The sequence below is a fragment of the Bifidobacterium porcinum genome, assembly GCF_055378475.1.
In genome coordinates, this window is sequence record NZ_AP029603.1 from 1,390,848 (window position 1) to 1,412,243 (window position 21,396).

Consider the following 21,396-nt stretch of genomic DNA (forward strand, 5'->3'; position numbering starts at 1 on the left):
CCGTATTCCGGCTCGCACGACGCATTACTCGTCGCGCGCGCGGGTCTCATCAGTACCGGCATCATAGCCGGTCGCATACCCCGCTTGATACCCTGCCGCCGGCCGGATGCGTACGACACGGCCGCCGGCGATGCCATTGATGCGGGACCATTGCACCGGATCAGCGTCAAGCACGGCATCACGGGTCTCCTGGAATTCGCCGTCCACTGCGCCGGCGAGCATCGCGACACTCAACGCGACGTCCGTGCCGGTTTCAATCGACGCCTTGACCGCCCGAGTTTTGGCACGGTCGACGATGTTCTTGAGCATCGCGCCAGAGACGACATCGCCTAGATACAGGGGGGACCACACGCCGGAATCGTCAAGCACATCCGCCAAATGTCGGTGTTCGCCATGTGCGAACAAGTCATGCACCAGCACCCCGACCAGCGCATCGACATCGACCCCGGGTTCCAACGGTAGGTCATCGGTCAGATAATGCCGCACAATCTGACAGGCTTGGGATTCGCGCGGCCGGTCGATGCGAATTTTCACATCGAGCCGCCCTGGCCTCAACACCGCCGGATCAATCATATCCACGCGGTTCGAAGCGCCGATGACCATCACATTGTCCAGCCGCTCCACACCGTCCAGCTCGGCCAGGAACTGCGGGACGATTGTCGTTTCCACGTCGCTGGACACGCCAGAACCTCGCGTACGCAGCAACGAATCCATCTCGTCGATGAACACGATGACCGGACGTCCGTCAGCCGCACGCTCCCTAGCACGGCGGAAAATCAGGCGAATCAAGCGTTCCGACTCCCCCACATATTTATTGAGCAGTTCCGGGCCCTTGACTGACAGGAACACCCCGGAACCGGCATCCGCCCCTTGGGCGAGCGCATTGGCGACGGCTTTGGCAATCATCGTCTTGCCGTTGCCGGGAGGGCCATATAGGAGGATGCCCTTCGGCGCGTTGAGATGATACCTGCGGTACAGCTCCCGATGCTGGAACGGCAACTGTACGGCGTCCCGAATACGCCCGATCTGCTCGTCAAGCCCGCCGATGTCGTCGAAAGTGACATCCGGGGTCTCCTCCAACACCAAATCGGCATCCTCTTGCGGAGGCAGCATGTCGAGCACGAAACGGCGGGCGGTATCAGTCAGCACACGGTCGCCGGGTTCCAGCGTCGATTCAAGCGACACCGCCGTCGGACGGACGACCTGCAAGGCTCCGCCGGCATCGGCGACCAGTACGCGGCCGTCCGCAAACACCTGCTTGACGTGCAGCACGGCACCGAGACGGTCTGCGTCCCTGCTGCCAACAATCACCATATTCTCGTTAAGCAGTACCGTATCCCCCGGCTTCAGGCGCGATGCCTGCAAGGTCGTCGAGACGGGGACAATCATGCGGCGGGAACCGGAAAGGATCTCCGCGCTCGCGTGCTGAACGCCTAGATCATCGGTGGTGCAGGATTCAACCGCGACCATCGTCGCGAAATTCAGCGGCGGCTGAGCGAACTGGCCGAGCTGGGATTTTGCTTTTGTCAGCTCCTGACTCGCGCGGGTGAGCGCGGCCGCCAGCGCATGGTTCTTCGCCATCAGCTGATCATTGGCTTGCGCGAGCTCATCAAGGGCACGATCCCGCGCATGAAGCGCATCGGTTTGGCAGTCCGCCTGACCGGTCCCCTGTGCCGTTTTCGTCTCGTCATCGCTCATGGTCGTCTCGCTTCCTGCGGTGGCCGTCACCGCTCCTGCAGGTCCTTCCTCGTTGCGCGATCAGGCTCGTCGGTCTCCTCCGCGCGCGTACGCCTGCCCTCAATCAGCTTACGCGTCCGCAGCACGATGAACGCTAGCACGACCACGATAACCACGGCGATGACGACGTCCTCGAATACGTTGAGCACGCCCAGAATCGAGCACCAGTTGTCGCCCAGCAGGTAGCCGGCAGTGACGAGCACCGTGTTCCAGACAGCCGAACCGAGCAGGGTCCAGCCGCTGAACTGTACCAGATTCATTCGGTTGAAGCCGGCGGGGATGGAAATCAGCGAACGCACCACCGGAATGACCCGGCCAATCAGCACGGACCATGTGCCGTAGCGGCTGAACCAATCGCTGGCACGATTGACGTCATCGCGACTCACACCCGGAATGAGGTCGGCGGCACGGTGGATACGGTGCAGCCCGACAAGCCGCGACACGCCGTATAAGGTCAGCGCGCCGACAAGCGAGCCGACGGTGGCCCACACGATGGCCGCAGGCAGGGACATGGTGCCTCGTGAAGCGGTGAATCCCGCCAATGGAAGAATGATTTCACTAGGAATGGGAGGGAATATGGATTCGAGTGCGATGGCGAGCATCACGCCGATGCCGCCGATGGATTCCATGAGTTCCACCAACCATGTGGTGATGGTGCCGATGAGGCCGCCGTCGGATGTGTCGCACATGGGGGCAGTGGTCGCAAGAGCATAAACACGCATGTCGGCATTGTCCCAGTATTTTCAGACAATCGAAGGCATGATCGATGAACCTTTGCAAGCCCCGAACGAATCCGCCCCCACACTCGCCCGCCCGGGCATCCTGGTGATGGACGTGGATTCCACGCTCATCGACCAGGAAGTGATTGACGAACTGGGTGTCGCAGCAGGTGTCGGCGGGCAGATCGCCGCCGTAACCGCGCGCGCGATGGCGGGCGAACTGGAGTTCTGCGAGGCGTTGCGCGAACGGGTCAAGCTGCTTGCCGGACTGCCGGTGAGCGTGTTCGACGAGGTGTATCACCGGATCACGTTCACCAATGGCGCGCTTGATTTGATTGACGCCCTGCACCAGCATGGCTGGACGGTCGGCGTGGTCAGCGGCGGGTTCCACGAGGTGGTGGACCGTCTGGTGCAAGATGCGCATATCGACCATGCGCTGGCGAACCGACTGGAGGTCGTTGACGGTCGGCTGACCGGCAGAGTGCTCGGTGAAATCGTATGCAAAACCACGAAACTGCATGCTTTGCAGGCGTGGGCTCGACACGACGGCATTGCCGTTGACCAGACGGTCGCAGTCGGCGACGGCGCCAACGACATACCGATGATCAAGGCGGCCGGCCTCGGCGTGGCGTTCTGCGCCAAGCCGAAAGTACAGCTCGCCGCCGATATCGCGATCAACGAACGCGACCTGCGCCAAGTGCTCGGGCTGCTGTCGTGTGACTGACCCGGCCTGGTTGTGCGGACGCTGAATACGCTGTCAGCGTCCGCACAACCAGCCATGGCGAGGCGTCGTACCTGTTCAGTTAATCGCAGTAGGCCTCTCCGGTGAGCCGGGCGCCTCGTGCCCAATCCGCCGCGCGCATCGCTTTCTTGCCTTGCGCCTTGACCTGAATCAGTTCCAGAGGCTGGCTTTTCGTGCCAATCCACACGTGTTTCTTACTCAGCGCGAGTTTTCCGGCCTCAAGCGCCCCAGGCAGGTTCGGGTCGGCCATATCGGCGGGTGCCGCTTCAAGCACATGCAGAGTCTGGGATTCGCCGTCTGCGCCTTCGGCATGGAGCGTACACCATGCGCCGGGATGCGGGGTGCATGCGCGAATCTGCCGGTCAGCGGCGAACACCGGCACGTCGAACCGGATATGAGCGTCCTCGGTGCGGATTTTGTCGGCGACCTCATAGGCTCCCTGCGGTTGGTCAACCGGACTGATACGGCCTTCAGCCATCGCCTCAAGTGAGGCTGCAAGCAGATGCGAGCCGTCTTCGGCCAGACGCCCGAGCAGCTCCCCTGCGGTCTCATGCGCGCCAATCTCAACCGTGGACTGAGCCAGAACCGGCCCCTCATCCATACCGCGGGTGATGCGGAACACCGTGGCCCCGGTGATTGTATCCCCCGCCCAAATCGCGCGTTGCACTGGAGCGGCACCACGCCATTGCGGCAGCAGCGAGAAATGAAGGTTGTACCAGCCAAGCGGCAGCGCGTCCAGCACCCGCTGTTTGAGGATTTTGCCGTAGGCGACGACCGCTGCGGCCTCAGCACCGGTGGCGGCGAGTTCGGCGACAAAGCATTCCTCCGACGGATCGGATTCGATCACCGGCAAGCCCAATTCCAATGCGGCCTGCTTGACCGGGCTCGGCGTCAATTTGCGTCCCCTGCCCTGCGGCGCGTCGGGACGGGTGAGCACCGCCACCACTTCGAAATGCTCCGTATCGGCAGCCAGCAGTTTCAGCGATGGCACCGCCACATCAGGCGTGCCTGCGAACAAGATCTTGAGCATAATCCTCGATTCTGTACATCGATGCCGTATTCCACCCGCGCATCGGCGACCGGCGCTCCGGACGGCAACAAACGACTGCAACAGCACCTTACCAGAGTGCCGGCATCGTCACGGTTCGCCGGATTCGGCCGATTAGTCCCGTACTGGCGGGATCGGTACGCCCGCCGCAATCAGGCAGGCGCGAAGCTTCCTCGGATCGCGGAACCGGATGCCGCGAATCCCCGCCTGATTCGCCCCGACGATGTTCATCGCCTTGTCGTCAATAAACACGCTGTCCCGCGCGCGAATGCCGAAACTGTGCAACGCGTACTCGTAGATATCGCGGTTCGGCTTGCGCATCCGCACTTGGCCCGAGACGACCTTGCCGTCGAGCATGCCGAGCAGATCACAATCACGGTCGGCGATGTGATACAGGTCCTGCTGCCAGTTCGACAGTCCCCACACCCCGATACCCGCAGCATGGAGGTCGTCGATCAGCACGCGCGCACCCGTGACCACACCGGTCAGCGAATCGCGGAAATTATCCACGTAATAGCGCATCATCGACGCCCACGGCTCGCCTTTGTGCTCGCGGACATACGCGACGCCCTCCTCGAGCGAGGCGCCGGCGTCCATCAGATCGTTCGCGTCGTAGAAGGAGGAGATGTCGTTGTCAAGGAACCCGTCCACAAGCCGCTGACTGTAGCGTGGAATCATCACCGCTTCGGGATTCCAATACAGCAGCACGTTGCCGAAATCGAAAATCACCTGGGTGATTGGCTCCCCTTCGGCTGTTGCGGCGGCATCCCGCGCCATCAGCTCGTCATACGCCATTTGCGGTTCTCCCGGCCAGCCTTTCATATCCACCTCACTCAGGTTCTGTGCACGTCCATCGCACTGGACTCCTATCCGCTTCCAGCATAGCCGGGATAGCGGCCGCAAGACACAGCCGCCGGCGCGTGACATGCTCGTGATAAGACTGTTGTGATGATCAATTCGCGTCTCATCGGCTGAGGCGCCACAACGTATGGAGGAACCATGCTGAACATCGAACAACTTGATGTGAACGGAGCCACGGTGCAGGGCACGATGGTCGTTGCCCCGGGCGGTGAAGGCCACCCGAACATGATTCTGGTGCAGGGGCGCAAAGGCTATCTCATGTGCGGGTATCTCAATCTCGCCGCCGCCGAGAAGTTCGGCGATGCAGCCGTGCTCGTGGGAGGAGCGGATTTCGCGGCCGTGCTCGCCAACCCGATCAAGGGCATGACCGAAGCGGCCCGTGCCGCCGGCGTCAAAGACGGCATGACAGGCGCCGAAGCCGCCGCTGTGCTGGCCTGAACCGTCTTTCCGCCGAGTACAGTGCTGAGCGTGCGAGGATTCGGTGAGACGGCTCAGATCAGGTCTTTCGGATCGAGTTGGAAACGCAATTCCCCCGGTTCGCGCGAGGCAACATGCCGGGCGCTTTCCCGGTGCAGACGCTCGGCGAGTTCAGCGCGCTTGGATTGCGGGACACGCACGACGGCTTTGACCCGGTCCGCCATGGTTTCCAGCTCACGCGCGTCAACCGTTCGCGGCGGCGGAATCGGCACCGGGCCAAGCACCGCCGGCATCGGACCGAACTGGGTATCCAGCAGCGCCCAATCGCCTCCGACAAGCAATCCGGCGCCTTGCAGCATCGTCCGGACCGCGGGGCGCGACCCCCATACGCATGCCGAAGCGAATACCGGTGGCAATCCGGTCTGGGCACGTTCTTCAAGCTCTTTGGAAGCGAGCAGTCGCGCATTCCAAGTCATCAGGGATTGGGCGACCAGTGGGTCAGCCTCCCCGATGAGCATCGCCTGACCGCCTGCGGAGCGCGGCGCGCACCATTGAATGGCTCGCATCCACGAATCAAGCGCATCAATCCTGGCATCAATGCCTGGGGAATACAGGCTGGTCCACGCGTCGAGAATCGCCACCGCGCGGTACGCTCCCACGCCGCCGTCATCGGCACGCACCCGGGGTTCCGCTCCGGGGGTTGCCACCACCAGCATCGGCGCATCGGCGATATCGGCAATCACCCCCTGAGGCTGGTGAGGCGAAGACACCACCATGGGGATGTTCCTGAACAGGCCGCGCAGCTCCTGCACGGTTCCTGCAGCTCCCACCCGCACGACGCGCATACGGTCGCCATGGCAGTGCGGACATGTCCAATTCACCGCCGCCGCGGCACACCAACGGCATCGCGGCTGCGAAACGCCGGGCACCATTTCCAAAGGCCCGGTACACTTGCCGCACCTCGCCTGCCGGTGACACGCCGCACAACTGAGTGTTTGAGCAATGCCGTCCTGGGGAATGGACAGCAGCACGGGGCCGGTTTTCAGCGCCCGCGACAGCACGGCGACCGCGGTATGCGGCACCCGCGAACCTATGGTGGGATCGACAAGCCGCGTAAGCTCCTCGCGGTTGAGCCACCTGATCCAAGGCGAACGCTCCTTGAGAGCTGCTGGCAAGGGTTGAATCGAAGTGCTGTACCCGCTCACCGGCGACTCGGCGACATGACCGCCGTCAGTCTCCCACTGGCTCAACGGGCTTCTCGCATTGCCGAGCGCGACGAACACACCGTCATGCGCCTTGGCCCTCAGCCGCAGCACGCCGCGTGCATTCGCGTACGGCGCCATGCCATCCGCCTGCTGGTAGGCGGTATCGTCGACGATGACGAACATCGCGTTGCCGTCGATCGGCGCATACATGGCGGCACGTGTGCCGATGACGCAGCGCACCTGCCCGCATGCGACGGCAAGATAGGACCGGTATCGCTCCGCTGGGGACATCGAAGCGCCGAGCACGGCGATATCTCCCATGTACCCGCCCTGTTGCGAGGCGCGCGGACCGAAGAGGCGCAGTCCCAACGACCCCAATTGCCGCACGGCATCATCCACGGCACGCATGGACGGCATCACCGCGACAACCCCGCGACCGGCGGCGAGCGCACGCAACACCATCCAAGCGAACAGCAGCGTCCAATGCCCAGCCCCTGGCATGGCGTCGGTCACGAAAGCGCCTTTGCCCCCTGTGGACAAGGTCTCGCCAAGCATCCGCAGGTTCTCGTAATCAGGTATAAGCCGCTCGCCCAGGTCATCGGCGCGCTGCGCACACATCGTTTGGCGCGCACCAGCATCCCCACTGAACGATGCGGCAAGCCGCTGCTCGTGTTCGACGCGCGCGACACGCGGGGGCACAGCGAGTCTGACGATATTGGCGCGGGTGCCGCCGTACGCCTGTGCGATCAGCGTGATATCGTCCCTAAGCCTAGCGGGAACCAGGATTTCCCCGCCCAGCACCTGTTCGAGGTATCGCAGCGAGGAGTCTGGGGTCTCGCTGCGTTCGGCGCGCTCCCAGATGATGCCGTTGACGCGTCGACCCCCGAATCGCACGCGCACCAAGGTGCCGGGTACCGCTTGTGTATCCTGCTTATCCTGTACGAGGTAATCGAAGGTCTGTCCCAGATGCGCGGCCTGCACGTCCAGTACGACACGCGCGATCGGCTGATGCTCGGCACGCTGCCGCTTCGCCGCCGTGCGCTTGCGTCTGCGCCGCGGCTCAAGCCCCTCGAAGGCAGGTTGTTCGGCGTCTGGGATAGTCATGGTGTTCACCATATCACCTGCAAGACTCGGCGTGTCGCCGTACAAAACATGTTTCCGCCCGCACCACGTATGTGAGCGGCAGCGCGTGACAGCCCGCATATGGAAGGGGTGTGGGGCACAGCTAAAACGCCGTGCCCCACACCCTTGGAATGCGCCGGCCGCACATTGACCGGTCAGTGCATCGTTGGTGTCAGGTCAGTCCTGATGAACCCACCACGGCCGGAGCGGATAGGTGGCTGTCCCCTCCTCGTTCGGCTTGACGCACAGGTACTGGTGAATCTGGATGTTATTCATCTCGAAGTTGTACGCGCAGCCGGCCATGTACAAGCCCCACAGGCGCGCCTTCGGCTCGCCGACCAGCTTGACCGCCGCATTCCAGTTGTCCACGAGATTGCGGTTCCAATGATGCAGGGTCAACGCGTAATGCTGTCGCAGGTTCTCCTCGTGGATCACTTCGAAACCGGTGTCCTGGATGTTCATCTCGATTTCGCCGGGGGACGCGAGCTGTCCGTCGGGGAAGATGTAGCGGTCGATGAACTCACCCGCCGCGTGCCCGGCATGCGAGTTGATACGGGTGATCTGATGGTTGAGCAACATGCCGTTGGGCTTGAGTTTGTCGAAAATCTCACGGAAGTAGGATGGGTAGTTCTTGACGCCGACGTGCTCCATCATGCCCAGAGAGCAGATGCCGTCGAATCCGGCTTCCGGCACGTCGCGATAATCCATGAGGCGGATTTCGGCGAGGTCCTCAAGGCCTTCGCGTTTGATCCATTCCTTGCCCCACGCGACCTGCTCGTCCGCGAGGGTCACGCCGATCACGTGAATGCCGCGCCGTGCGGCGACGACCTCCATGGACCCCCAGCCGCAGCCGATGTCCAGCAGCCGGTCTCCGGCCTTGAGGCCGAGCTTGTCGAGCACCAGGTTGAGCTTGGCTTCCTGCGCGGCCTCCAAGGTGTCGGTCGGCTTGTTGAACAGGGCGCACGTGTACGTCATGGTCGGCCCGAGAATGAGCCGGTAGAAGTCATTCGACTGGTCGTAATGGTAGCTGACGGTCGCCGCATCGCCGGCCTTGCTGTGCGGCAGCAGGCCTTCGGCTGCGCGGCGTAGACGGCTCGGCCCTTCGATGCTCGGCGCCTTCGGATGCCGGATGCCATGCGAGGCAACCGAGACGAGCGCCTTGGCGACCCCGACCGGATCGGGCTTGTGGAAGTAGGGCTTGACATTGACGAGGTCCTTGAAAACCTCGTACGGGTCGCCCGGAATCATTTGCGGTGAGGAGATATCGCCCTGCAGATATGCGCGTGCCAGCCCCAGCTCATTGGGATGGTCGACCATGTAATACACCGCTCGTGAATTGTTGACCTTGATGCATACGGGCGCGTCCACCGGCCCGAATACCGACCCGTCGAACGCCTCGATGCGCAGCGGCGCGTTCGGTTCTACGAACAGTTCTATCATCTGTGCAACGGTCATGCCTGCCATGTGCTTCTCCTTGTGAGGATTACGATTTCAAACTTTCCCATTCAATCGCCGGAGCCTCTCGCCCCGGTAAGCCTGTGGAATGTGCCGGGCGGCACGGTGCGCCAGGCACATTCCGGTCACGACAGTCGACATCGGCCCTGTGGCCGGTGCAGCGGTGTCATCATGGTGCCGCAGCTCACTTGACGGCAGCCTTGAGTTCGTCGACCTTGTCGGTCTGCTCCCACGTGAAGTCCGGATCGTTGCGTCCGAAATGGCCGTAGGCGGCGGTCTTGGAGTAGATCGGACGCAACAGGTCGAGTTCGTCGATGATGGCCGCGGGGCGCAGATCGAAGACCTTGCGGACGGCTGCCTGGATTTGGTCGCGGGTGACCCCGCCGATTTCAGTGCCGAAGGTCTCCACATTGACGCTGACCGGATCGGCGACGCCAATCGCGTACGCGACCTGTACTTCGACTTTGTGTGCAAGACCGGCGGCGACGATGTTCTTCGCCACCCAACGCGCAGCATAGGCAGCGGAACGGTCGACCTTGCTCGGGTCCTTGCCGGAGAACGCGCCGCCGCCATGGTGAGCCGCGCCGCCATAGGTGTCGACGATGATCTTGCGCCCGGTCAGGCCGGCGTCAGCCGCCGGGCCGCCAAGCACGAAGGAGCCGGTCGGATTGACGAGGATGCGGTAGTCGTCATGGCGGACCTTGGCGCCAAGCACTTCGGCAAGCACCGGTTCGATCACGTGCTCGCGCAGCTGGGCGAGCAGCCAGTCATGGTCGACTTCGGGATCATGCTGGGTGGACACCAGAACCGTGTCCAGACGGACCGGCCGGTCCTCCTGGTCGTATTCGATGGTCACCTGGGTCTTGCCATCCGGACGCAGATGCGGGACGATGCCGTCTTTGCGCACCTGGGCCAGGCGGAAGGCCAGCCGATGCGCCAGATAGATCGGCAGCGGCATCAACGCTTCGGTCTCGTCGGTTGCATACCCGAACATCACGCCTTGATCACCGGCGCCCTGGGCCTCATAGCGCTCCTCGCGCGAGGCAGCGGACTCCTGCTCGGAATTCAGACGCGCCACACCCTGGTTGATTTCCTTGCTCTGTTCGCTCAGCGACACCACCACGCCGCAGGAATCAGCGTCCAAGCCGATTTCGGAGCTCGTATAGCCAATATTGCGCACCACGTCACGCACGATGCGCTGGATATCGCTGTATCCTTCGCTCGTCACCTCACCAAAGACGAAGAACTGGCCCTTGGTGGCCGACGTCTCCACGGCGACATGCGAATGCGGGTCTTGCCGCAGCATATCGTCCAGAATCGCATCCGAAATCTGGTCGCAAATCTTGTCGGGATGTCCTTCGGTGACGGATTCCGCCGAAATCAGGCGACGTTCCATATTCCCCTCGCTGTCTTTCCGTCAAATGTCCGCCCACGACGGCGACGGAAAGCCGAAGCAGGAATCACACAATATGCAACTGGTTAGTAAGAATAATGCCCCCGGCTGAATTTCGCCATACCTAAACGGCAGAAAAATCCAGCACCGGGGGCATATCTCGACGAGGCCTGTAATCAGTTGCCTTCGCTCAGATCGTCCTCGCCCAGCGTCTCCTCGAGCAGACCGCTGTTGATTTCGCGGAAAGCGATAGACAGCGGCTTCTCCTGATTCTCGTATTCAACCAGCGGGCCGACGTTCTGCAGGAGACCCTCATTGAGCTGCGTGAAATACGAATTGATCTGACGGGCGCGCTTCGCGGCGAAAATCGCCAGCGCGTACTTGGAATCAGCGTGCTGCATCAGGTCGTCGATAGGCGGATCCGCGAGTCCCTGCGGATGCGGCTCAGTGCCAAGTGCCATAGGTGTCAATCTCCCATCATGCGCATGGCCACGTCCAATGCGGGCGTGGTATTTCAAATTCTTCATTGTACTGCAAGCCCCCGATATCGCGACCCGCGCATCTTAGGGCATGGGTATGGCCGTACTTTCGCGTCCCCAATCAGCAGAAATCCCGACAAAACCCTACTCTCCTAGCGTAATTTCACTATTCGGCCCAAGACTGCCACCTGTCCCCGCAAGGCACTTGAATGGAACCATGGCAGAAATGAGATCCGCAAAATTGATGAACGGGCGAGTGTTTGCGGGCGCTCGCGCTCTGTACCGCGCCGCTGGCGTTGACGGCAAGGACTTCGGCAAGCCGATCGTGGCCATCGCCAACTCCTTCGATGAATTCGTCCCCGGCCACGTCCACCTGAACAAGGTCGGCCGCCTGGTGTCCGAAGCCGTGAAGAAGGCCGGCGGCATCCCCCGCGAGTTCAACACCATCGCCGTTGACGACGGCATCGCCATGGGCCATACCGGCATGCTCTACTCGCTGCCGAGCCGCGACATCATCGCCGACGCCGTCGAGTATTCCGTCAACGCGCATTGCGCCGACGCCCTCATCTGCATTTCCAACTGCGACAAGATCACTCCGGGCATGCTCATGGCAGCGCTACGCCTGAACATCCCGACGATCTTCGTCTCCGGCGGCCCGATGGAAGCCGGCACCACCGTCCTGTCCGACGGCACCGTCAAGGAGCACACCGACCTCATCGACGTCATGTACGCGACCGCCGACGACAACTGCTCCGACGAAGACCTGCTCGCCTACGAAAAGACCGTGTGCCCGACCTGCGGCTCCTGCGCCGGCATGTTCACCGCCAACTCTATGAACTGCCTGACCGAGGCAATCGGCCTGGCACTGCCCGGCAACGGCACCACGCTCGCTTCCCACGTCTACCGCAAGAAGCTCTTCGAGCGCGCCGGCGAGATGATTGTCAAGCTCGCCCACCGTTATTACGACGAGGACGACGACTCCGTGCTGCCGCGTTCCATCGCCACCAAGCACGCCTTCGAAAACGCCATGACCATGGATGTGGCCATGGGCGGCTCCACGAACACCGTGCTGCACATCCTCGCCGCAGCGCAAAGCGCCGACGTCGATTTCACGCTTGACGACATCGAGCGCATCTCCCACACCGTGCCCTGCATCTGCAAGGCCGCGCCTTCCGGCGAATGGGAGATTTCCGACGTCCACCGCGCCGGCGGTATCTGCGGCATCCTCGGCGAGCTCGATCGCGCAGGCAAGCTGCATCGCGACACGCATTCCGTGGATTATCCGGATCTCGAGTCCAAGCTCAACGACTGGGACATCATGCGCGACACCTGCAAGCCTGAAGCGAAGCAGCTGTTCCACGCGGCCCCCGGCCATATCGTCTCCCCTGAACCATGGACGCATGAGACGCTGTTCGACACGCTCGACACCGATCGCATGCACGGCGCCATCCACGACATCAACCACCCGGAGATCGCCGAGGGCGGTCTCGCGGTGCTGCGCGGCAACCTCGCCCCTGACGGTTGCGTTGTAAAGACCGCCGGCGTGCCCGAAAGCATCTGGAAGTTCCATGGTCCGGCGCTGGTCGTGGAATCCCAAGAAGAGGCCATCAAGGTCATTCTCAATGACACGCTCAAGCCCGGTCAGGCGCTCGTCATCCGTTACGAGGGCCCGAAGGGCGGCCCGGGCATGCAGGAAATGCTGTACCCGACCTCCTTCGTCAAGGGCAAGGGCATCGGCAAGGACGTCGCACTGATCACCGACGGCCGCTACTCCGGCGGCTCCTCAGGCCTGGCCATCGGCCATGTGGCGCCTGAGGCCGCGAACAAGGGTCCGATCGCGCTCATCAAGAACGGAGACATGATCGACATCGATATTCCGAATCGTTCGATCAACGTGGAGCTGACCGACGAGCAGCTCGCGCAGCGTCGTGCCGAACTCGAGGCCGGCGACGGCTATGTCGCCCACCGCGACCGTCATGTCAGCCAGGCGCTCAAGGCGTACGCCGCCTTCGCCCGCTCCGCAGACAAGGGCGCAACCCGCGATCCTGACCTCATCAACAAGCTCAGCGGTCTGAAGTGATTCAGTTGACTTGCTGAACTTACGTTGAAACGTGATTGGGCCCTGCAGCATGGAGCTGCAGGGCCCAATCATTTATCGCGGTTGTATCGTCGCAATCGAGCAGTTTCGTTAGATGCTCGAGGACTGGTTGTGTCGTCTCAGTCCCCGCTGATGCCGTATTCTTCGGCGATGACCTTCCACAGATCGTCCGCCGCCTGATCGACCGTGTTGTTGACGATGACCACGTCGAATTCGGGTTCTGCGGCGAGTTCGACCTTCGCAGTTTCCAGCCGCTTCGCACGCTGTTCCTCGTTCTCCGTACCACGACCGATCAGCCGTCGTACCAATTCCTCGTAGCTGGGCGGCGCGATGAACACGTAGACGACATCAAGCCCCATCTGTGAGGCTTTCTGCTTGACACGGCGGGCGCCCTGCAAATCAATTTCGAGGATGGTGGGCGTGTTGGCCGCCAAATGATCAAGTACCGGTTGCAGTGGTGTCCCGTAATGGGCCATGCCGTGGACGACCGCCGTTTCCAGGAACTTTCCCTCCTGCTCCTTGCGCACAAATTCAGCTTCGCTCATGAACCAGTAGTTCACGCCATTGACTTCGCCGGGGCGAGGCTCACGGGTCGTCGCAGACACGGACACCCACACCTCTGGGTGCTTGGCCAGCAGGGCGGCTTCCACCGTTCCTTTACCCACCGCAGTCGGGCCGGTCAGTACGATAAGCCGTCCAGCTGTGCTGTGTGCCGAATCGCTGTGACCTGCGATTGTCATCCCATTCCGCCTTTCATCGTCAAATGCATGTCTTGTCTGGAACCAAGTGTGATTGACCGAATGCTGTCCGTGCAGCAACCAATTGCGTGAAAAATCGCTTCTTCAGGCTTGGTCGGCGCTGTCATCCGCTTCGAGGGTCGCGTCCATCAACGCCTGTCTGATGTCAAGCGCGATGGCTTCCGTCGCCGCGGAGAGGTTGGAGATGTCCGGCCCGTTCTTGGCGATGAAGCGCGACACCGTGACCAGGACATTGCCTTTGGTGCCCTTGAATACGGTGCGCAGATCGTCGGCTTCCGCTCCTTGCCACCCGTATCCGGGTGAGAGAATCGGTCCGGTGAACTGGGACGGGTCGATGCCGCTTTCGTCAATCCACTGGCCGATGGTCGCCCCGATAATCAGGCCGACTGAACCCATGCCGGGCGTGGTGTCGTTGAATTTCTGCGCGGTACTGGCAATACCGTAGGCGACGGTTTTGCCGCTGTACTCGCCTTTTTGGCGGATCGCCGTTTGCAGGCTCGCACCTTCAGGATTCGATGTGAGCGATGCAATGAACACTCCCCGCCCGTTGTCAAGCGCTTCGTCAATCAGACCGCTCAATGAGCGTGCACCGTAATATGGCAGCAAGGTGATCGCATCAGCGAGCAACGGCGCACCCGACTTGAAATACGCGTCCGCAAGGGCAGAAATCGTAGTCGGAAGACCGCCGTGCAGGCAATCGACGATAGTGATGATGCCCATCTGCCGCGCGGCGAACAACACCCGTTCCAGTGCCGCGATGCCCTTGGAACCGTACCGTTCGAACATCGACTCCTGGAATTTGACGGCAGCGGCACGGCCATGCGCAGCCTGAAGCATGCGCATGGAGAACATCTCCGCGCCGCTGGCGTCAACATTGTAGCCCCAGTCAGTCAGTAGCTTGCGATGCGGGTCGATGCCCACGCATAACGGGCCATAATGGTCCATCGATATGCGCAGGCGCACACCGAACTCCGATCTCATCGCTTTGCGTTCGCTGTCAGTGGGGCTGCTGCTCATTGGTTGTCACGCTTCTCAATCGCGAAGAGCTGACGGGCATGTTCCTGAATGCTCATCACCTGATAATCGTTCTTCTTGACCGCTTCAATTGCCATAAGCACCGCGGCGAATTCAGTCATTGTGGTGAATTGAGGCAGGTCAGCCGCGATTGCCGCAGCGCGGATCGAGTAGCCGTCGGCGCGCGATCCACGCGAGTTCGGCGTGTTGAGCACCATATCGATGGTGCCGTCCTCGATGAGTTCCACGACATTCTTGCCGACGCTGCCTGGGGCGTGGACAACGTGGGTCTGGGCGTTGCCGTCACCATCGAGCCGGGTGGAAAGCTTGTCGACGATCTTCGATTCAATGCCGTAGCGGCGAAGGACCGATGCAGTGCCTTCTGTCGCCCAAATCTTGAAGCCGAGCTCGACCAGACGGCTGGCGAACAGTGGCAGCTGACGCTTGTCCATATCGTTGACCGAAATGAACACATTGCCGCCGGTGGGCAAGCCGCCATCGTACGCGGCGAGCTGGCTCTTGGCGAAGGCGTGCGGGAAGTCGCGGTCGAAGCCCATGACTTCACCTGTCGAACGCATTTCCGGTCCAAGCAGGATGTCCACGGTACGGCCAACCGGCGTACGGAACCGCTTGAACGGCAGCACGGACTCCTTTACGGCCACCTGCTGGCCGGGGTGGATGTCACCGCCGTCGCCCTTCGGCAGCAACAGACCGTTGGCGCGCTGCTGGGCGATGGTTTCACCGACCATGATGCGGGCCGCCGCCTTGGCCAAGGACACGCCCGTTGCCTTTGAAGCGAACGGAACGGTACGCGAGGCTCGTGGGTTGGCTTCGATAACGTACAGGGTGTTGGCCATGAAGGCGTACTGCACGTTGATGAGGCCGCGCACACCGCAGCCCTTCGCGATGGCGTAGGTGCCTTCACGCAGGCGGCGGATCTGATCGTCGCTGAGCGTGCTTGGAGGCAGGGTGCATGCAGCGTCGCCGGAATGCACGCCCGCTTCCTCGATATGCTCCATGATGCCGCCGATGTAGAGTTCCTCGCCGTCGAACAGCGCATCGACATCAATTTCGATGGCGTCCTGCAGGAACTTGTCGATAAGCAGCGGGGAGGGCAGACGCCCGGAGACGACCATATCGGCCTTCGCCTCGTTGAGCGCACGGCTGACGTACTTTTCGAGCTGGTCATCGTCGTACACGATTTCCATACCGCGGCCGCCGAGCACATAGCTCGGGCGGACCAGCACCGGGTACCCGATGTTATGTGCCGCTTCACGGGCTTCGTCGAGGCTTAGTGCCGTACCGTAACGAGGCGCGTTCATATGCTCCTTGCGCAGCACCTCGCCGAACAGCTCACGGTTCTCGGCCAAATCAATCGATTCGGGCGAAGTGCCCAGAATCGGGACGCCGGCGGCCTTGAGACGCGCGGCAAGGGACAGCGGGGTCTGCCCACCAAGCTGGACGATGACGCCCTTGATCGGACCCATCTTCTTCTCGGCTTCATAGATTTCGAGCACGTCTTCGAAGGTCAGCGGTTCGAAATACAGCCGGTCGGACATGTCGTAATCGGTGGACACGGTCTCCGGGTTGCAGTTGACCATGATCGTGTCGTAGTCCTTGCCGAGCTCCTGCACCGCGTGCACGCAGGTGTAGTCGAACTCGATGCCCTGTCCGATGCGGTTGGGCCCGGAACCAAGGATGATCACGGCTTCGCGGTCGCGCTTGCGCAGCTCGGTTTCGTCCGCATAGCAGGAGTAGTAGTACGGCGTCGCCGCGTCGAATTCAGCGGCGCAGGTGTCAACCGTCTTGTACACGGGTCGGATGCCGTAGCTCCAACGCAGCTCGCGGATGGTGTTCTCCCCTTCGTCTCCGAGAGAGCGCAGGTGTGCGATCTGCACATCGGAGAAACCGGACTGCTTGGCTTTGCGCAGCAGGCGGGGTGAAAGCGTCTCCGCTCCCCTGATTTCCATGGCGGTGCGGTTGATCAGGGCGAACTGCTCCAGGAACCACGGATCGATCTTTGTGGCGTCATAGAGCTGTTCGACGGTTGCACCGCCCCACAGTGCGCGCATAATCTGCAAGTAGCGCTGTTCGGTGGGGATCTTCGCTTCGGCGAGCAGCTGCTCGACTTCCTGCTGATCAGGCTTGTCACCGTCCCAGTTGAAGCCCATGTGGCGCTTGTCGATGGATCGCATCGCCTTGCCAAGCGATTCCTGGAAGTTGCCGCCGAGCGCCATGGCCTCGCCGACGGACTTCATCGACGTGGTCAGCGTGGGATCGGCTCCCGGGAACTTTTCGAAGGCGAAACGCGGGACCTTGGTCACCACGTAGTCGATGGTCGGCTCGAACGACGCCGGCGTAGACTTGGTGATGTCGTTCTGGATTTCGTCAAGCGTGTAGCCCAGCGCCAGCTTGGTCGCGATTTTCGCGATCGGGAAGCCGGTCGCCTTCGATGCGAGGGCGGAGGAACGCGAGACGCGCGGGTTCATCTCGATGACAATGATGCGACCGGTCTTGGGATGGATGGCGAACTGGATGTTGCAGCCGCCGGTGTCCACGCCCACACCGCGGATGATTGCGATGCCGATGTCGCGCATGCGCTGGTATTCACGATCCGTCAGGGTGAAGGACGGTGCCACGGTGATGGAATCGCCGGTGTGCACACCGACCGGGTCGACGTTCTCAATCGGACAGACGACTACGACGTTGTCCTTGCGGTCGCGCATGAGCTCGAGCTCGAATTCCTTCCAGCCTTCGATGCCTTCCTCGAGCAAGACTTCGTCGGTCGGTGAATAGTGCAGGCCTGCACCTGCGATCCGATGGAGCTCCTCCTCGTTATGGGCGATGCCCGAACCGAGGCCGCCCATGGTGAAGCTCGGGCGCACGACAATCGGGTAGCCCAATTCGGCGACGATGTCGTCGACTTCCTTCATGGAATGGGCGATGGCGGAACGCGCGGATTCTGCGCCGCAGCTGTCGACAACCTTCTTGAACAGTTCGCGATCCTCACCACGGTCAATGGCTTCAAGCGACGCGCCGATGAGTTCGACATTGTATTTCTTGAGGACGCCAGCCTCGCCGAGCGCGACCGCGGCGTTCAACGCAGTCTGGCCGCCCAGGGTCGGCAGCAGGGCGTCGGGGCGTTCCTTGGCGATGATCTTCTCAAGGATCGGGGTGGCGATCGGTTCGATGTAGGTGGCATCGGCCATCTCCGGATCGGTCATAATGGTCGCCGGGTTGGAGTTGACGAGAATGACCCGGATGCCTTCTTCGCGCAGCACGCGGCACGCCTGGGTGCCGGAATAGTCGAATTCTGCGGCCTGCCCGATGACAATCGGGCCGGAGCCGATGACCATGACGGATTTGATATCGGTGCGCTTAGGCATTGGCGTTTTCCTCCTTGGCGGAACGCATGAGCTCAACAAAACGGTCGAAGAGGTAGGAGGCGTCGTGCGGGCCGGCGGCGGCCTCGGGGTGGTACTGCACGGAGAAGGCCGGGATATCTTCGCATTGCAGGCCTTCTACGACATTGTCGTTGAGATCGATATGCGAGACGAACACCTTGCCGTACTTGCCGTCCCCGTAGGGCGCATCCACCGGCTGGCCGACCGGGGCGTCGACCGCGAAGCCGTGGTTGTGCGCGGTAATCTCAACCTTGCCCGTGGTCAGGTCCTTGACCGGCTGGTTGACGCCGCGATGGCCGAATTTGAGTTTGTATGTGCCGAAGCCAAGTGCCCTGCCCAGCAGCTGGTTGCCGAAGCAGATGCCGAAGAACGGGTATCCTGCGTCCAATACCTGACGCAGCAGATTGACTTCCGGATCGGCCTGTTCAGGGTCGCCCGGACCATTGGAGAAGAACACACCGTCGGGGTGGAGGTCTTCGAGTTCTTTGAAGGTGATGGTGGAAGGAACGACATGCACACGGCACCCTCGTTCGGCCATGCGGTGCGGGGTCATGCCCTTGATGCCCAGATCCACCGCGGCGACGGTGAACAGCGGCTCCTTGCCTTCAAATTGGCCGCACGGCTCGATGGTGTACATCTGCTCGGTGCTGACCTCGTCATACAGGCTCATGCCTTTCATCTGCGGAATGCCACGCACTTCGTCGATCATGGACGCGACAGTGCGCGGTTTGCCGGTTCCGCTGTCAATCAGAGCGTCGCCCGAGAAGATTCCTGCACGCATGACGCCTGCGGAACGCAGGTGGCGCACCAGTTTTCGGGTGTCGATGCTGCTGATGCCGACGATACCGTTGTCGGTCAGATCATCGTCAAGACTTCCCGTGGCGCGCCAATTGCTCACGTTCGGGCTGGGGTCGCGCACCACGTAACCGGCGACCCAGATTCGGGAGGATTCTGGATCCTCCTTGTTGATTCCGGTGTTCCCGATGTGCGGGAATGTCTGCACCACAATCTGGCGATCGTAGCTCGGGTCGGTCAGTGTCTCCTGGTATCCGGTCATGCCGGTCGTGAAGACGATCTCCCCGTGGGTCGTACCGATTGCGCCGTACGGCTCGCCGACATACACTTGCCCGTCTTCGAGGACAAGTACTGCATCGTCAAGTGAGAAATCCACGGCTTCGGAATCGTTCTGGTTCACCAAAACCCCCTTATTCTTTGGGTATTTGTACCAAGGATACCGGCCGGCTGGGACTCTCACGCCGGCCGATGCCCGGTGTCAGTTGGTCGTGTGCTGGTCTTGCGGCGAGTCCTCATGCGAATCATCCGATCCGGATGTCATTCCCGGATCGTTGGGAACCGTATCCGTCGATTCGCCATCGGATGCCGTCTGTTGTGTGGGCGGCTCCGAGTCCTCGGCGTCATCGGCGCCCGATGCCTCAGGCACGTCGTCTTCGGGCTGAGGCTCCGATTGCTCGCGCTGCCGTTCCAACTCGGCCTGATGGGCGAGGTGCTCTTCTTTCGCGCCGCAGATGGCGCTGAGCAATCCGTGGATGAAGGATGTCGAACCTTCGTCGCTCAACGTCTTGGCGAGACTGATCGCCTCGTCGATGGCGACTTTGTCCGGCACTTCGTCGTTGTACAGGATCTCCCAGGTGGCGATGCGCAGAACGTTGCGATCGACAACGGCCATACGCTTGACTTTCCAGCCGGTGGAATGTTCATCGAGCAGATGATCAATCTCTCCACGGTGCTCAGCGACGCCGCGGACAATTTCAATCGCATAGTCGGGAAGCGGTGATTGCGTACCGGGGTTGGCGATGCGCTCAGCAAGAAGGGACAGGATATCCTGTCCCTTCTCATCCGCTTCGTACAACGTGTTCAGAGCCCTCTTACGGGCGGTGGAACGTGCCATGAAGCCTCAAATCCTCGCTCTCAGTTCTCACGACCGAGGTAGGAGCCGTCACGCGTGTCGACCTTGACCTTCTCGCCTTCGTTGATGAACAGCGGAACCTGAATCTCAGCGCCGGTCTCGACGGTCGCAGGCTTGGTGCCCGCGTTGGAGCGGTTGCCCTGCAGGCCCGGCTCGGTGTGCGTGATGGTCAGGATGACAGAAGCCGGCAGCTCGACGCTCAGCGGAGTGCCGTCATGGAAGCTGACGATGCAATCGGTGCCTTCGAGCAGATACTTGCTCTGCTCGCCGATGAGCTCCTTCGGAATCATGATCTGGTCATACGTGGTCATATCCATGAACACGTAGTTGTCACCGTCCTCGTAGGAGTACTGGAGGGTGCGGTTGTCGACGGTCTCGAATTCCATCTTCATGCCGGCGTTGAAGGTCTTGTCGACGATCTTGCCCGACAGCACGTTCTTGATGGTGGTACGCACGAAAGCGGGCCCCTTGCCCGGCTTGACGTGCTGGAACTTAATGACCTGCCACAGCTGGCCGTCGAGATTCAGAACAGAGCCGTTCTTGATGTCATTGGTAGTTTGTGCCACGTGTATTCACCTATTCTTCAGTTACTTGAGGCAAAACAAAAAATGCCTTGCCCATTATGCCACAACGAGTTGACCGCAAACAGGCGCGATTCATTCCGGCTACGGCACAGCAACGACATCCTCACGCGGCGATGCCGTGAACCCCTGATAGGAAGGCTGACGGCCCCTGCCCTTTCACCAGGAAGGATTCGTCGATATCCGCGATGCGAGACACTCCTGCGGAGTTCATGGTGTGAGCCAGCTCATCGGTGATGCGCTCAATCATTTTCGTGATGTCGTCCTCTCCCCCGGCAGCTGCGGCTCACTGAATGGGACGCCCCAGACCGACCGCGTTCACCCCAAGCGCAAGTGCGCGGAAGACGTCACCGCCGGTGCGGATACCGGTATCAGCGAAAATTTCGGCATCGCGGCCGAGCTCGCGGCGTATTCTGGGCAGCGCATACGCCACAGG

The 21,396-nt window shown here is 61.6% G+C and carries 19 protein-coding genes; 3 read left to right on the forward strand and 16 right to left on the reverse strand.

Features of this window, described 5'->3' with window-relative positions; genetic code table 11:
- Positions 1-24: 24 nt before the first annotated feature.
- Complete coding sequence (arc, locus tag ACZ41G_RS05485) at positions 25-1,698, reverse strand: proteasome ATPase (RefSeq protein ID WP_464146234.1); 1,674 nt, start codon at positions 1,696-1,698, stop codon at positions 25-27.
- 26 nt (positions 1,699-1,724) lie between these two features.
- Positions 1,725-2,459: a DedA family protein gene (locus ACZ41G_RS05490; RefSeq protein ID WP_412171337.1), complete on the reverse strand. Its 735-nt coding sequence runs from the start codon at positions 2,457-2,459 to the stop codon at positions 1,725-1,727.
- Between the two features lie 37 nt (positions 2,460-2,496).
- Between ACZ41G_RS05490 and serB the strand changes: the two genes are divergently transcribed.
- A complete protein-coding gene (gene serB / locus ACZ41G_RS05495) occupies positions 2,497-3,180 on the forward strand; it encodes a phosphoserine phosphatase SerB (protein ID WP_464144836.1) in 684 nt (227 codons plus the stop codon).
- A gap of 79 nt (positions 3,181-3,259) precedes the next feature.
- Here the strand turns inward: serB and fmt are convergent, their stop codons facing one another.
- Positions 3,260-4,228, reverse strand: coding sequence for a methionyl-tRNA formyltransferase (fmt, locus tag ACZ41G_RS05500; protein WP_033507244.1), 969 nt, complete (start codon positions 4,226-4,228; stop codon positions 3,260-3,262).
- 132 nt (positions 4,229-4,360) lie between these two features.
- Entirely contained in the window at positions 4,361-5,068 is a 708-nt protein-coding gene (locus tag ACZ41G_RS05505) for an HAD family hydrolase (protein ID WP_464144837.1), read from the reverse strand.
- Between the two features lie 177 nt (positions 5,069-5,245).
- Between ACZ41G_RS05505 and ACZ41G_RS05510 the strand changes: the two genes are divergently transcribed.
- A complete protein-coding gene (locus ACZ41G_RS05510) occupies positions 5,246-5,545 on the forward strand; it encodes a DUF1805 domain-containing protein (protein ID WP_015450682.1) in 300 nt (99 codons plus the stop codon).
- Between the two features lie 53 nt (positions 5,546-5,598).
- Here ACZ41G_RS05510 and ACZ41G_RS05515 read toward each other — a convergent pair whose 3' ends face one another.
- The 4 genes from ACZ41G_RS05515 to rpoZ form a co-directional block, all read right to left on the reverse strand.
- A complete protein-coding gene (locus ACZ41G_RS05515; RefSeq protein ID WP_464144839.1) occupies positions 5,599-7,833 on the reverse strand; it encodes a primosomal protein N' in 2,235 nt (744 codons plus the stop codon).
- Between the two features lie 195 nt (positions 7,834-8,028).
- The gene (locus ACZ41G_RS05520) at positions 8,029-9,315 is read right to left on the reverse strand and encodes a class I SAM-dependent methyltransferase (protein WP_464144841.1); all 1,287 of its coding nucleotides are present in this window, start codon (positions 9,313-9,315) and stop codon (positions 8,029-8,031) included.
- 175 nt (positions 9,316-9,490) lie between these two features.
- Positions 9,491-10,702, reverse strand: coding sequence for a methionine adenosyltransferase (gene metK, locus ACZ41G_RS05525; RefSeq protein ID WP_168973560.1), 1,212 nt, complete (start codon positions 10,700-10,702; stop codon positions 9,491-9,493).
- A gap of 173 nt (positions 10,703-10,875) precedes the next feature.
- Positions 10,876-11,160 (reverse strand): DNA-directed RNA polymerase subunit omega, encoded by a 285-nt coding sequence (rpoZ, locus tag ACZ41G_RS05530; protein ID WP_015450687.1) that lies wholly within the window; start codon positions 11,158-11,160, stop codon positions 10,876-10,878.
- A 235-nt stretch (positions 11,161-11,395) separates the two neighbouring features.
- On the opposite strand from rpoZ, the gene ilvD reads away from it, so the two are divergent.
- Complete coding sequence (ilvD, locus tag ACZ41G_RS05535; RefSeq protein WP_464144843.1) at positions 11,396-13,258, forward strand: dihydroxy-acid dehydratase; 1,863 nt, start codon at positions 11,396-11,398, stop codon at positions 13,256-13,258.
- Between the two features lie 137 nt (positions 13,259-13,395).
- On the opposite strand, the gene gmk is transcribed toward ilvD, so the two are convergent.
- The 8 genes from gmk to ACZ41G_RS05575 form a co-directional block, all read right to left on the reverse strand.
- Positions 13,396-14,016, reverse strand: a complete 621-nt coding sequence (gene gmk, locus ACZ41G_RS05540) for a guanylate kinase (RefSeq protein ID WP_464144844.1) — start codon at positions 14,014-14,016, stop codon at positions 13,396-13,398.
- A gap of 102 nt (positions 14,017-14,118) precedes the next feature.
- Positions 14,119-15,051: an orotidine-5'-phosphate decarboxylase gene (pyrF, locus tag ACZ41G_RS05545; RefSeq protein ID WP_464144845.1), complete on the reverse strand. Its 933-nt coding sequence runs from the start codon at positions 15,049-15,051 to the stop codon at positions 14,119-14,121.
- Positions 15,048-18,434 (reverse strand): carbamoyl-phosphate synthase large subunit, encoded by a 3,387-nt coding sequence (carB, locus tag ACZ41G_RS05550; RefSeq protein WP_464144847.1) that lies wholly within the window; start codon positions 18,432-18,434, stop codon positions 15,048-15,050. Before carB ends, pyrF begins: the two co-directional genes overlap by 4 nt.
- Entirely contained in the window at positions 18,427-19,647 is a 1,221-nt protein-coding gene (carA, locus tag ACZ41G_RS05555; RefSeq protein ID WP_033507252.1) for a glutamine-hydrolyzing carbamoyl-phosphate synthase small subunit, read from the reverse strand. Before carA ends, carB begins: the two co-directional genes overlap by 8 nt.
- 78 nt (positions 19,648-19,725) lie before the next feature.
- The gene (nusB, locus tag ACZ41G_RS05560; RefSeq protein WP_464144848.1) at positions 19,726-20,361 is read right to left on the reverse strand and encodes a transcription antitermination factor NusB; all 636 of its coding nucleotides are present in this window, start codon (positions 20,359-20,361) and stop codon (positions 19,726-19,728) included.
- A gap of 20 nt (positions 20,362-20,381) precedes the next feature.
- The gene (gene efp, locus ACZ41G_RS05565) at positions 20,382-20,945 is read right to left on the reverse strand and encodes an elongation factor P (protein ID WP_015450694.1); all 564 of its coding nucleotides are present in this window, start codon (positions 20,943-20,945) and stop codon (positions 20,382-20,384) included.
- Positions 20,946-21,066: 121 nt separating this feature from the next.
- Positions 21,067-21,210: a hypothetical protein gene (locus ACZ41G_RS05570; protein WP_321046848.1), complete on the reverse strand. Its 144-nt coding sequence runs from the start codon at positions 21,208-21,210 to the stop codon at positions 21,067-21,069.
- A gap of 36 nt (positions 21,211-21,246) precedes the next feature.
- Positions 21,247-21,393, reverse strand: coding sequence for an alpha-hydroxy-acid oxidizing protein (locus ACZ41G_RS05575; protein WP_464144851.1), 147 nt, complete (start codon positions 21,391-21,393; stop codon positions 21,247-21,249).
- Between the last annotated feature and the right edge of the window lie 3 nt (positions 21,394-21,396).